This is a genomic window from Parapedobacter sp. SGR-10 (genome assembly GCF_011030405.1).
In the GTDB taxonomy this organism is placed as follows: domain Bacteria; phylum Bacteroidota; class Bacteroidia; order Sphingobacteriales; family Sphingobacteriaceae; genus Sphingobacterium.
Genome location: NZ_JAAJTJ010000007.1, coordinates 139,454 through 153,947, shown reverse-complemented (window position 1 = coordinate 153,947; position 14,494 = coordinate 139,454). Strand labels below are relative to the sequence as shown.

The 14,494-nt window shown below is 43.6% G+C and carries 8 protein-coding genes and 1 tRNA gene; 1 reads left to right on the top strand and 8 read right to left on the bottom strand.

The features are described 5' to 3' along the window. Nucleotides 1-107: 107 nt before the first annotated feature. The 6 genes from G5B00_RS07925 to G5B00_RS07900 form a co-directional block, all read right to left on the bottom strand. A tRNA-Pro gene (locus tag G5B00_RS07925) sits at nucleotides 108-181 on the bottom strand. 116 nt (nucleotides 182-297) lie between these two features. Beyond that, a complete protein-coding gene (locus tag G5B00_RS07920; RefSeq protein WP_163873127.1) occupies nucleotides 298-1,692 on the bottom strand; it encodes an alpha amylase family protein in 1,395 nt (464 codons plus the stop codon). 28 nt (nucleotides 1,693-1,720) lie between these two features. After that, nucleotides 1,721-3,415, bottom strand: coding sequence for a DUF5018 domain-containing protein (locus G5B00_RS07915; RefSeq protein ID WP_163873124.1), 1,695 nt, complete (start codon nucleotides 3,413-3,415; stop codon nucleotides 1,721-1,723). A 15-nt stretch (nucleotides 3,416-3,430) separates the two neighbouring features. Further along, a complete protein-coding gene (locus tag G5B00_RS07910; protein WP_163873122.1) occupies nucleotides 3,431-5,125 on the bottom strand; it encodes a RagB/SusD family nutrient uptake outer membrane protein in 1,695 nt (564 codons plus the stop codon). Between the two features lie 9 nt (nucleotides 5,126-5,134). Beyond that, nucleotides 5,135-8,731, bottom strand: coding sequence for a TonB-dependent receptor (locus G5B00_RS07905; protein ID WP_163873120.1), 3,597 nt, complete (start codon nucleotides 8,729-8,731; stop codon nucleotides 5,135-5,137). 156 nt (nucleotides 8,732-8,887) lie between these two features. After that, entirely contained in the window at nucleotides 8,888-10,054 is a 1,167-nt protein-coding gene (locus tag G5B00_RS07900) for a FecR family protein (RefSeq protein WP_163873117.1), read from the bottom strand. Between the two features lie 330 nt (nucleotides 10,055-10,384). Between G5B00_RS07900 and G5B00_RS07895 the strand changes: the two genes are divergently transcribed. Further along, nucleotides 10,385-10,969 carry an RNA polymerase sigma-70 factor gene (locus tag G5B00_RS07895; RefSeq protein ID WP_163873115.1) on the top strand — a complete coding sequence of 195 codons (585 nt, stop codon included), beginning with the start codon at nucleotides 10,385-10,387 and terminating at the stop codon, nucleotides 10,967-10,969. 22 nt (nucleotides 10,970-10,991) lie between these two features. On the opposite strand, the gene G5B00_RS07890 is transcribed toward G5B00_RS07895, so the two are convergent. Continuing rightward, entirely contained in the window at nucleotides 10,992-12,503 is a 1,512-nt protein-coding gene (locus tag G5B00_RS07890) for a PQQ-dependent sugar dehydrogenase (protein ID WP_163873112.1), read from the bottom strand. A gap of 107 nt (nucleotides 12,504-12,610) precedes the next feature. Next, nucleotides 12,611-14,452 carry a carbon starvation protein A gene (locus G5B00_RS07885; RefSeq protein WP_205966352.1) on the bottom strand — a complete coding sequence of 614 codons (1,842 nt, stop codon included), beginning with the start codon at nucleotides 14,450-14,452 and terminating at the stop codon, nucleotides 12,611-12,613. Between the last annotated feature and the right edge of the window lie 42 nt (nucleotides 14,453-14,494).

The following is a 14,494-nucleotide window of genomic DNA, read 5'->3' as shown; positions in this document are numbered from 1 at the left end:
CTTCATCTTTATCTTAGAAAGACTATACTATTACGCTAAGGAACCTATTCATCTTGGCTTACCCCAAAATAAGAAAAGCCCTCACTTCCGTGAAGGCTTTTAGTCTGTCGGGATGGCCGGATTTGAACCGACGACCTCCAGCACCCCATGCTGGCGCGATACCGGGCTACGCTACATCCCGAAAAGGAAGACAAAAATACAAATTTATCGTGAATCTAAAAAATACAAATAAGGATTTTTTACTTGCAAGACTTCATGGGTCTGTGTTAGAAGCAAACCCATCAAGTCTTGATAACCTTATTCCTTCTTCAGCCCATTCTCCAACGCATCCCACAACCCTTTCCGCAATGGATTGTAACGTGGCACGGTCACGTGGCACACATCAAAGACCAACACTCCCCCATTCGATCGGTTGTACATATATTTGATAGCCTCACTGATATCCGCTTCAGAATCAAAAGTCACATTTCCCACGTCAATACCCGAATATACTTTTGTCTTATTTCGAGTAATATACTCTACTCCATTCATGGATCCTTCTATGCTCCACCAATGGTACTTCAGATTAGCTGTTGCAGGATTGTCTTTTAGATACAATTGCTTATAATAATTTCCCGAAAAGAACAGGTCCAATTGCTCCGCATAGCCCGTTTCTTTATATCCCGGTATAGCAAATGAAAATGTCAGTTCTTCATCATAAAACGGATCATACGTTTCACTGGCATAGTTATTCCCTTGCTGATAATAGGTATTGTACCATGCGCCCGAATAGGCTCCCAGCTCCACACTTGGTGCTACAGCTTTGAGCTCCTGACGCGTTCTGGCAAAGAAGTCCCGCAATACTTTTGCCCGAAAATAGAGCCATTTTTTGTAGTATTTGCCTGTTGCATTCGGTTCGGCATTGCTCCCTACCACTTTCCATGAACTGACGATATCTTTTGGAAAGTCCATGAACTTTGCCTGATTATCGTTGTATTTTTCTTCTAAAAACCGGATGAATAGTTCCTTGCTCAAATCCGAAAAATCAGCATCAATTCCCCGGTATCGACAATAATCTAACACTATACCATCCGGTTGGAACTTGGTTGCCATTTCTTTGATGATACCTATCGTCAACTCCTGTACCTCTTCGGCTGCCGGATTGAGAAAGAAATTGCCCCCAGTCGTAGAAATCGGCACCCTATTTCCAGAAGCATTGACCACAATGGATTCATATTGCCTAAAGTCAGGATTGCCATATACATAGCCTGTGCCTGTACCGGAATTTCCGTACACAAAAGTATTTATACCAAAATAGATTTTCATCTGTCGGCTTCGGGCTTCATTTACCATGAATTCTACATAGTCCGGAAGCATGGTAAAGCCATTGTAAGAAGACAACTTTTGTGTATAGGCCGACTCATATAAAGTAAAACCCGTGTTGTGCTTGATATCAAGGACCAAACCATTGATACCTACATGCTTCAAGCTATCCAAAATCAATTTGATATCGTCTTTGTCCCTAAACCTACCCGGCCCCTGGAAAACATTGGCCTGAGCATCTACCCATACAAAAGCATTGTGTCCTGGCGTCCATGTTTCGATGATTTCGTCCTCTACGGGTGGAAGCACAGTTTTGGCTTCTTTCTTACAGCCTTGAAAGAGTCCACTCAAGGAGGTGAAAAGTATTAAAGCTGACGATATAGCTAACATTTTTATATTTTTTCTTTTCATAACATTCTTAATTGGCGGAATAAACGGTAAACTCATACGCCCATATACCATATCCCGTGTGTAACATATAGACCTGCATACGATCTCCATCATGTGAATAACCAACAGCTATATCCCCAGTTCCTGGTCCCGTAGTCGAAAGTGGCGAAACCAATGTTTCGGAATTGAATACATTGAATGAAGGATATAGTGATGACGATGTCTGTGTGCCCAACATCTGTGGATTGGTAATATCAAACATAGACAATCCCATTCTTCTCAACGTATAATTGGCAAAATACCGACCTAAAAACGCATAAGTAGCATTATTAAATCGACCTATCGCCAACGCATTCATGAAAGTCGTATTTCCCCGGCTTTGTAAACTGACGGCATTGATCTGATTATTCGTCGTAGCATCCATATAAGAAAAATCATTTTGTTGGCCCAACAAATAATTTGATGTGACAGAAGGATTTATGTATTGGATTTCGGGATAATAACCTATATGGTTTCCTGCAATACCGGACATGGTCACCACGGCAGGTGTTTGGGACACGAGTACGCCATTCTTGACTTCCCAACGATAAAAGGCCTTTGTCACGGAAGCCGGTGAAGTAATGACGGCATCACCGTCTAGATTCCCCGTGATATTCAAACGTCTTCCCGTACTACGATCTGCTGTAGTCGGAAGCGCCGTATTTGCATTCGTTGTATTAATCAACAGTTCCGGATCATCATCAAATACATCTGTATATTTATAAATACGGATATTCTGTCCATAAGCTGCTCTGTTTACGGCCAGCAACTTACCTGTTTCATCGGCTACCAATTGGTTGGATTGGCTCAATGCTCCGCTACTTGCCGTAAATGGCATATACATATCCCGGACATATTCTCCGGTGAATCTATTGAATACCCTATACCTGGAATTACCCGTCGTACCGGTTGTCGTAATAATCAAATAATCACCGCTAACCGCAATACACGACTCCAGATCACCTGTAAAGTCCCATTCTGCCCCTTCTTTTACCCACAGGCTCCGATGTATTCCGAAACCATAAGGTAGTCTGATCGGTTCCATCAGAACGATTTTATACTCCTTTTCTACATTTCCCGGAGCCGATATAGTCAGGGTCTGTGGTGTATTCAGGTCAAGGACGGTTCCCGATTGTATTGATGATGTTGCATGCTTATTGATCGTAAACGTAAGGGTGGTCTGTGACATATCCAATCCCGATAGCACGAAGAAACGTAACTCGTCATTGATCAGAATACCTTCCACCTCTTGCGTGGCACCATCCATCTCAAAGCTGATCTTGGAATCAGAAATGCTCGTATCCCCCACTTTCTTAGCCTTGATCACATATTTTTTTTCGACACCTGTACCCGAAATCACATAGAAATCCAGAGGCTTGGTCAAGTCCATAGGCTCTCCAAATTTGACCGATAGCTTTGCATCCGATGAAATCGTTGCCCGCACAATGATTTTGGAGAGATCTGTCTCAAAATCGCTATCGACCGGATAATAATAAGGAATATCAAAATAAATCGTGTCGTTGCTATATCGGGGTTCAAACAATCTGTCTGGTCCCGACCCTTCTATATTGGCAAAAATGTCCGATATAAGCGCTTCTGATCCTCTTTCAATGGCTACCTCCTTATCACATGAGTAAAGTATGGCCAAAAAGAACAGCAATACATATAAAACTTTTCTTTTCATAATTTTAAAATTTAATTACCAACCTTGTATTGGAGTTATACCTTTGTTTCTCTGTGTCTCTGCAATAGGAATAGGCAAATAGTACATTCTCCCCACAAATTCCCTATCCCTGGTATCACAGACCACCGTCTCGTATATATACCCGCTGCCCGGATTACTGATCTTATGTCCGGTAAACCGGATATTGTTGAGTTTGATATGAGCCTGGCGCCATCTGCGCAGATCCCAATAACGATGCCCTTCAAAGGCCAATTCTACGATACGTTCATGTTGCAGTGCTTCGAACAGTTGTTCTTTGGTATTGGCGACCACATCGGGCAGCCCTCGCTTATTCCGCAGTTTGTTCAGTGTATTTTTTCCATCGGTCAGTCTATCCGAAAGAATCTGCGCCTCACTCAATATCAGCAATACTTCGGCATAGCGTATTTCGTGCCAGCTTTGCGTACTCCGGTTCTGTATAAAATTAGTGTTGGTAGGATCCAACATCTTTTTTGCATAGTATCCCGTTACGGTTTTTCTGGGCTCGGAGATAGATCCCATTTGTACAAAACCATCTGTGGTACCATCTACGGTAGTATTCAATGTACGGCCTTTCCATGTCGAGCCATTGTAAAGTATCGTCGCGTAAAACCGTGGTTCACGGTTAATATACGGATCGGCAGCATGGGAAGGATTGGCCCAGTTGAATCTGCTTCCATCCGCCATTTCAAACTCATCGACCAGCTCGGCCGTAGGCACACCATAGACCAATACTTGTCCCGGCGCATCACCAGGAGGGACAAAACCCAAGTCATACAAGTGAGTAACAAATTGGGGCACATAGTCTATTCTAAAAATAGACTCTTTGTTATCAGCGGTGTTAAAGATTTTTGCAAAGTCACTTTCCAGGTCATAATAGCCTTCATTGGCCAGACCTACGACACCTTGTGCGGCAGCGATGGCATTTTCGTAGTATGTTTTTGCCTTGCCGTGATCAATGCCCGTCTTCGAATCGTTGTTATAGAGTTTTTTATCAAATTCAGCAATGGAAGCAGCTTGAATCCACGTTCTGGCCAACATCGCTAAGGCCGCCCCTTTTGTAGCCTTGCCTACGAAAGCTTCTGTTTGCTTTTTTGGCAAATGTTCGGCCGCGAAGGCAAAATCTTGCGCGATAAAATTCAAACAATCATCTTCGGAGGAGCGATCGTTTGTCAGCGAGGCATGACCATCAATATGATCAATGATCACAAAACTTCCGTGTATACGAGCTAGCCAAAAATAGACGTAGCCACGTATGAATCTAGCCTCTGCCTCATAAGCCAATTGTTGTGTTTCAGTTGTTTTCGAATAGTTTTTCAAACCATACAAAAATTCATTGATGCGGCGTATACGTGTATAGGCATTAGCCCAATAGCTGATACCTGGTGATGCGGCAGAATACCTCGAAGCATCGGAAGCTAATATATTGACCGTACCATTACCGGAAGCTTCGGACGTGTATTTCATGATATCTGTCAATCCATCCGTAGCATTGTCCGTGCCTACGAAAGAAAGTCGACCGAATTCAAATTTTCTAAATTCCTCGTAAAGTCCATTCAGGTAAAGTTCTATGCTATTTTCGCTATCCCAAATGACTTCCTCGGTGTACCTGTCCGTTGGTACCAAGTCAATGGAACACGAGCCAGCGAAAAACGACAGGGATAATAGATATATAATTATTTTCGTTTTCATAATTTGTCCTTATTTAAATGTTACAGAAACCCCAAAGGCAAACAGTTTTTGCTGTGGATAAAACCCGTTGTTCACGTTCGGCATCTCAGGATCAAAATATTTCAGATAGTCCCAGGTAAATAGATTGGAGGCTGTGGCATGCAATCTCACGCCACCCAATCTTGCTTTTTGCACTACATCTGTCGGAATCGTATAACCGATCTGCAGCGATTTTAGCCGTAGGTATGCACCATTGCGCAGATAACCTGAATTGGCATGGGCATTATGTGCACCCAAAGCAGCCTTGCCGGCAGTCAATCTAGGAAACTCTGCATTGGGATTGTCCGGTGTCCATGAATTTTCTACCAAGAAATAGGGTGCATTACCATTTTGATAGAATGTTCTGGACATGACCGTAAAGGCATCGATGTCCGTCGTACCGGACGATCCTTCGTATGGCCCTGACAGTAATACACTGGAAAGTGCCGCTCCCTGAAACAAAGTCGAGAGATCAAATCCCTTATATTGCAGATCGATGTTCAATCCGTACATGATCTCGGGCATATTGCTTCGACCGATGAATGTCATGTCGTCCGCTCTCGTAAGACGTCCATCGTTATTCAGATCGCGGTATTTATAAAAGCCGGGGGCGACTACTCCACCCGAAGGGGAAACAGCATCTTTGGTCTCTTCCCATGTTTGGTATATACCATCTACGACAAAGCCTAGCTTCTCACCATACGAGCGTCCTACCCTACGTTGCCATTCGGGCAGGTTTTCACTTTCTCTCATTGCTATGATTTTGTTTTTTGCCCAGTTAAAATTTCCGGTAATAGTATATTTGAAGTCGTTGATCTGATCATTGTAACGCAACTGCGCATCTATTCCCCGATTCAGCATTTCACCGTCATTGAATACACTGGGGTAATATCCACCCATCGTTGGCGGAAATATACCCGAAGCCGGGTTCAGAATATCGGTCGTAAAGCGATGAAAGAATTCCAGGTCAAAACCGAATTTGTTTTCCCACCATTGTGATTCGAACCCTATATTATGTGTTGTACTGGTCTCCCACTTCAATTCCGGATTTGGTTGGCTGCTGGTATAGATAGAATTTACAGGAGATCCTCCAATGACATACACCGGATCTTTCGACATTTCATACGTCCGCAAATAAGGGAAAGAAAGCAGTGATGGCCGACCATCTGCCCGTGACGGAAGCCTGTCATTACCAGTCCTCCCTACCGAATACTTCAATTTGAAGAAATTCACGATCGGCAGATTTTCTCTAAAAAAGTTTTCTTGCGAAACAACCCATCCCAAGCCTAATCCGGGAAACATGTCCCACCTGTATTGTTTGGCAAAGTTGACGGATGCATCCCATCGGGAAGCCACTTCCAACAAATATTTAGATTCAAAAGCATAGTTTATCCGAGCTACATAACCTGCCCGCGCATCCTGCGCACTGTACCCCCCCGGCAACACGATATCATCCGGATCTGCACTTCCAAACTCCAATTCGTGCAGGCCATCTAGCGGAAAATTCCGAGCACCGCCAGACAAAACGCCCATCTGATACTTTGACCATTCATATAGGCCCAATACAGAAATATCATGCAATCCAAAAGACCGATTATAGTTGATATAAGGCCTGAATGTCATTCTGTTGTTTTGGTTATGGGACTGCGTTAGTGCAGTCCTCGTAATACCGGGAACCGTACTCAGTTCCACAAATGTCCCCGTCTTTTGATCCCTCGCCCTACCCATCAGTTTATAAGGCTGTAACCAGGTCTTAGCTTCCAGACTGGCCTTATCGTAAGCGGTCAGCAACTGTAAATCCAAGCCTTCAATACCCGGTACGGAAAATTTAAGATTTATATCCCCTTGAAATACGTAATTATTGCGATGTTGGTATCCCGAATGCTCAACGGAAGCCAATGGATTGATCCAGCCGGGCGAACTGTTGTAAGCCGTATATATCCCGTTCTCCGCATACATGGGTAGATTGGGTAGCATCATAGCCGCCTGATAAAACGGATTGAGATAAGACGTATTGTCCGGGGAAATACCCGGTGTCTTCCCCACCTCGACCCGATAAGCCAGATTGAGGTCCGCCGATAGCAGATTCGTCAATTTTGACGACACATTGGTACGGACATTGTACCGCTTGAAGTTCGTATTCTTGATTACACCTCCTTGATCCAGGTGCGAGAGGGACGAGAAATACCGGGACTTTTCATTACCTCCCGAAATAGAAACGGAGTGGTGTTGGGATTTACTGTTGTTGGCCAACAATTCGCCTACCCAATCTGTCTGACCAAACAAAGGATTCGTATTCGTACCGTCGTATATGGAACGTATCAGTTTAGGGCCATACACATACGGTACTGGATCACTATTTTGATGGATGAGGTAATCATTGTCCATATCTACCCCTTTATTGTACCACAGCATATAATCAATAGCATCCAAAAACTTAGGAAACCTAGTGTTCTGTCCAATCTGAAAGGATCCTTCGTAACTGATTTTAGTATCATTGGCCCTTCCTTTTTTGGTCGTAATAAGAATAATACCGCTTGAGGCCTGAAGACCGTATACAGCTGTGGATACAGCATCCTTCAAAATAGAAACCGTCTCAATTTCTGAAGGATCCAGATAAGCAAAAGACGGACGCTGTACGCCATCGATCATGATCAACGGCGCCTGGTTATTTCCATACGTGCTCACCCCCCTTATACGCAAAGTCGCATTGTCTGCTCCGGGTCTACCCGATTGTTGCAATGTGGTCAAACCCGGCAACCGACCGGCCAGTGTGTTTGTGATATTCATCGCAGGAGCTTTTTGCAGCTCTTCACCTCCGATCTGGCTGACTGAACCGACCACATTTCTTCGCTTCTGTTCACCATATCCTACTACAATAATTTCGTCCAGATGCTGGTCTTCAACAGTCATAACGATATGCTGTAAAGCAAAATCTTTGACAAGCAGCCTATACGAAGTATGTCCAATCAACGAAAATATCAACTCGTCATTCATCTGTACATCTTTCAATTCAAAGCGCCCGTCTTCGCTACTGGCCGTAGAATTTCCTGTTCGCTGATTTCGAATAGTGACACCAGACAGTGTTTCCCCCAAAGTATTCGTTACCGTACCCGTAAGTACCTGTTGTAAGGTTTCTCTGGAAGACCCCGAAAGATTGTTGGTAGCTCTATTCGTTCTGGTCACCAAAATAGTTTTGTCATCAATCGTATAAGTAAGCGACTGAGGCTCCAAAACCTTATCCAAAAACTCTTTCAACGGCATATTATTCACCGCAATTGAAACACGATTAGCAGAGCGAAGAGCTTGTTCGCTATACATAACGTAATAGCCCGTCTGCTTCTCAATAGATGAGAATACTTTGGCGAGCGGTTGTGAATTTGCTTTCAAACTGATGGTCTGCGAGAGTGACGTAGCACTGATCTGCATACATCCAATGAGCAACAAGATGGTCGTAATATTGATGCGCATAAGGATTTGTTTTGTGGCCGAACCCGATAACCAAAATCCGTTTGGTGGTTCGTAAGTACATAATTTATTTTTAGGCACAGGAATTTCTTCCCGAACACGCAATTGATCTTTTTTCATTAACTTTGAATGATTTGGATAATTTATAATCTTGGTTTATTGAACTAATCAGAATTAAGATATCCGAACATGTGCAGGGAGGTGCCGGAATCACTTCCCTGTTCGTTTTTCCCTTTTTATATTGGTTCCATACTTTCCTCCTTTGGTTTATTTTGGTTAATTTTTATTTTTTACGATCAGTTTCTTGCCTTCTATCTGCAGCTTGATGCCCGAGTCTCTCAGGAATTTCACCAATACCTGCAGATTGACATTACGGCTCATCTTGCCGGAGAAGACATCTTTTGGCTGTACACCTTCATACACCACATCTATATCGTACCAACGTGCGATTTGCTTCAGCATTTGTGGGAAAGGTGTTTCGTCAAAATGAAATATACCCGACTTCCAGGCAATGGCAGCTTCCACATTTACCGGCCTTACCTTTATATCGGACGAGTTCCCCACAAGGGATTCCTCTCCAGGCAAAAGTACCTTGGCCCCTTTGCGATCAGGCTTTGCTACACGTACACTGCCACTGACCAGGACTGTTCTGGTGTCGGCCTCGTCGGTATACGCCAAAACATTGAATTTCGTACCTAAGACATCGATGACCTGATTGGTCGATAATACTTTAAAAGGAATTCTTTTGCCCGCAAGGTTTTGTTGACCAGCGACTTCAAAATAGGCTTCTCCTTCCAATTCAACGACCCGTTCACTTTCGCTAAACCGCAAAGGATATCTGAGGGAACTTGCCGAATTGAGCCACACCTTACTGCCATCTGGCAATAGAACCTGATATTGCCCACCTCGCGGAACGGAAAGGGTTGCGTACGGTATTTCTTCTTCAACCCTGTTGTTGTCAACATCCAGGACCGTCTTCCCATTTTCGTACCTGATCTTCCCTTCGTCCATGATGATGCCCGAGTGCGTTTCACTCAAATCTATAGTTGTACCATCGGCCATGGTTAGGGTAGCCTTATTTTTGCCAGGTTCAACATCGCCCTGATCAATCAATATCTGTACATCTGATAATGAGGGTACGTGAACCTCATTCGTACGGTAGTATAAGTAGTAGACGCTTCCTAACGTTGCGAACAGCAGAATAGCTGCTGCATAGGGCACCCACTCTTTGAATACAGCGGAACGAGAGGATACAGGCTGATCTTTTTGTTCGATCTTCGCCATGATCTTTCTTTTAAGGGATTCGATCTCTGTTGTTGTCCAGCGGTGGTCCTGGTTGGTATCAAGGCTATCAAACCACTGATCCATCAGCTCTTTTTCAGCACCCTCTAGTTCATCGTTCTGGTACTTACGGATAAGTATATCAAATCTGTCGTGATTCATAAATCGTGTTAGTTGTTTCACAAAACATCTAAAGAGCCATAGCGATACACACTAAAAATTAAAAAGCAATTTCTTAAGCTTTTTTGACAGGCTCTTTCAATACATAGATAACACTAACGGCACGGTACACATAGCCCTTTTTGAAAAAAATAAATATTTTTCACCCACGGTGCATTATTGTTACCAGTTAACTTGACACCAAAGGATGCTGTTCTGGTAAAGGGTTAAAAATTGAAAACTACTTTTGTTGTCTTCTCAACGATACTGTTTGAAAAAATTTTTATATCATTGTGTCAACAACTATAAGTGTGTTAGAATAAAGTGTAACCGATGGACAACCTGGAGACAAGGGATTTATTGACAGCTTTGCAAAACGGAAGCACCGTTGCGTTCGAGACGATTTATCATCAGATGGCAAACAGGTTATTAAACTTTGTCAATAGCCGTGTACATGATCGTGCGGTCAGCGAAGAGATCATACAGGAAATCTTCGTTTCCCTGTGGTTGAGCAAAGCTTCTTTTGAATCCTTTTCAGCTTTGGAAGCTTATCTTTTCAAGGCTTCTAAATACCAAATATTGAACTACGTACGTTCGGAAAAAGTGAGACATCGCTATGCTGAGCACCTCGCCCTCTACTTTGTACAGGAATACGACAGCCATGTAGAGCAGATGATGGACATGACGGATCTAAAAGCTGTGATCGACCAACATATCGCACAGTTGCCTCCTAAGTGTCAGGAAGCTTTTCGTCTCAGTCGCTTTATGCACAAATCCATCAAAGAGACGGCACAGCTCATGGGGATATCCAGCCGCACCGTAGAGAATTACATCACGCAGGCACTCAAGCACCTCCGCAAAAACCTCTCGCAATATCAGTGGACGATGGTATTGATCTATTTGTCCTCCCGCTTATAATACACCTGTACAGAGATTAATTTTATCTTTTTTGGTTTCTGTACGAAACAATCTCACTATTGGAAAGGCTATCCGCTTTGTTTCCAAAAGATGTTCTCACATAATTGATGATTTCGAAAAGCTCTTCGTCCTTTAAAAACTTAAACGAAGGCATCGCATAGTCTCCTGCGGACGATCCTTCCAATAAAATATGGAGCAGTTTCTCTTTGTCCCTGACCACTTTTGAGTCGGCCAAAGCGGGATAGATACCTTCCAATCCGGCTCCTTTTGCCTTATGACAGGAAAAACAGAATTTTTGGTATATAATTTCGCCACTGTTTTCACTTATAGTTTCTTCTGCCCTGCTCTTTGCCGTCAATGGTGTTTTTACAGCCGAATTTACCCGGGCGATCCTTAGTATACGATCATCTCGCTCACTTGGGCTGGTCATGGGATTCCAGTCGTGGTTAGAAGTCGCAATATATATGTCGCCAGCAGGTGAAATACACAGATCACGGATTCGACCGTACAATTTTTCTAAAAATACTTCTTCTCTTTCTATACGTTTTCCGGTTTTGTCCAAAGTCAAGACTCTGAGTCCCTGCCCTTTCAGCATAGTCAGCAGTAAACTGTTTGTCCACTCAGGTATCTTCTCCGAAGAATAATAATCCAATCCTGCCGGAGCAATCGTCGGTGTCCATGCGACCAAAGGTTCGATAGTATTATTTTTTAAAGCAAATTCCCGTTCGATATCGTTATCGACCATTCCTTCTATGGAAGGATAGCCGTAGTTGCCCTTTGGTACGATCAGGTTGACCTCGTCATCCGTTGCATCGCCGTGCTCTGACGTATATATTGCTCCTTGGGGTGTGACGACCATGCCCTGCATATTCCGAAAACCGAAGGCATATACATAAGATCGCGGAAAAGGATTGTCATCCGGGATATTTCCCTCCAAATCCATACGGAGTATTTTGCCGTTAGCACTGCTGAGGTCCTGTGTATCTTCTTTGATGGCCTGATCACCTGTGGCCCACAGTATCCGCTCCTTTCCTTGAAAAGCCAACCTCGAACCGGTATGACCTCTTCCCGCCACATATTCTAAAAGCAACTTGGGATGGACAAGGGTATCGTTCTGATACGTATATCGCTCCAATATATTGTACCTGATTCCATCCGACTTTACACGCTTATAATGAATATAAACATAAGGATACTGTTTTTGGTCGGGATGGACGATCATCGCCTGTGCACCTTCTGGTCTTTTTCCAATTGGTAACCGAAGAATTACTTTTTTTTCTCCATTTACAGGGTTGATGCGTGTCACATACCCTCGTTCCTCCGTCACCCATATCCAATCATCCGGTCCCCATACGAGTTCCCACGGTACGCTCAAACTATCCGCGACGACACTTACGCCCAATAAGGTTGATTCTAATTTGATGTTTTCTTCAATTTCTTGATTAAATATTTGCTGAGCTTTAAATTGACAGCTTCCCAGCAAAAAAGAAGCTATAAGTATCCGTAATAAAAATAAACTCACCCTTATATCCATATCTTAAGTGCTATACATCTTTTATACCTGTGGGATATCAACGAAAAACAGCGCTGACCAATGCCTCATAATCTTCGAAAGATGCCAATAATCCACCATTCTAATTGTTATTTATCGACCCATACTTTCACGACTTCACCATATTCATCTACTTTATCCGCAGGCATTCCCCTGAGTTGAAACCATTTTCTGAACGCCGCAACAAAAACAATGGACATCAGCACCATGGCGAGTATTGCCAAGGAGGCCAACATGTACTGCCCATTCGGAATATAAATATCCACCACCTGGATATACCCGGCCCAATATGTGATGATGGACATGAATACCCCCGGAATCGCCGAACAAAGCGCATATTTACCACGATTCAACCTAAGCAACATTGTCGTACAGACAATCAGACCACAAGCTGCCAAAAGTTGGTTGCTGATACCAAACAATGGCCAAATACTACTTACATTGCCCGTAAAAACCAAATAGCCCCATGCAAACGTAAACACAAAACTGCTGATCATCACACCCGGCAACCAGTTCTTATCGCTAAATCTGGGCATGACCATACCCAACATCTCCTGTAGAAAAAAACGTCCGACACGAGTTCCGGCATCGATCGCTGTCAATATGAATACGGCCTCAAACATAATCGCAAAATTGTACCAATAGGCCATCAAATCGTCCATGAACGGAATATTATGGAAAATATGCGCCATACCTACAGCCAAAGATACCGCCCCTCCCGTCCGCCCCTGCAACTCCACCCCAATCTTGTCCACATAGCTCTGCAGCTCTACCTGATGAAGATTCGGATGATTAGCCAGGAAACTATCATATACAGCGGCAGGTACATTGATAGCAAAATAGTCTCCCGGCATCAATGTACAGGCCGCAATCAATGCCATCAATGCAACGAAGCCTTCAACCAACATTGCACCGTATCCTACGAACAGGATCTCTTTTTCATTTCCAAGCATCTTCGGTGTTGTGCCTGTAGCGATGATCGCATGGAAACCTGAAATAGCCCCACAGGCGATCACGATAAAGATGAAAGGCCATACTGCACCTCCGATGACCGGACCTCCTCCCTTGATAAATTGGGTCAGTGCCGGCATTTCGATGGTTGGATTCACAAAAATAATCCCTACGGTCAACATCAAAATAGTACCTATCTTGAGATAAGTCGACAGATAGTCCCTCGGTACCAGCAATAACCAAACCGGCAGCACAGACGCAAGAAAACCGTAGACAGCAATAGCAACGGAAATGGTCGATACATTCCAATGGAACAAATTACTGATATGTTCGTGCTGCATCAGATCGTGTCCACCGATGATTCCGATGAACAATAGGATCCCTCCCAAAATACTGGCAAAGGTGATACTGTTTTTGCGATAGCGCATGATCAGACCCATGATAATCGCTATCGGCATCGTAATAATGACGGTAAATAGTGACCAAGGAGCCTCATGCATGGCGCTGATACAGGCTAGCGACAGACCTGCCAGAGTAAGCACCAAAATAAACAATACAGACAATCCTGTAACCGTTCCAATCGTCGAACCTATTTCTTTGGACGCAATGGTCGCTAAACTTTGTCCTTTATGACGTACAGAAGCAAAAAGAACGATCATATCGTGAACACCTCCTCCTAACACACAACCGATCAAAATCCAAAGCGCACCGGGTAAATAACCAAACTGAGCGGCCAATACCGGACCTACTAACGGCCCCGCCGCCGCAATAGCGGCAAAATGATGACCAAACAGTACATTTTTGTTCGTCACGACATAGTCCTGACCATCTGCATAGGCTACGGCAGGAGTAATATTTTTAGCATTCAGTCTAATCACCCGTTGTGCCATAAAGACCCCATAAAAGCGATACGCTATTGCAAAGATCAGTAAAGCAGCAAATACCAGGGTCAAAGCACTCATTTCATTGATAAAATCCATTTTTCATAATTTTAAACCCGGGTGATATTTTTTTCAAAACAC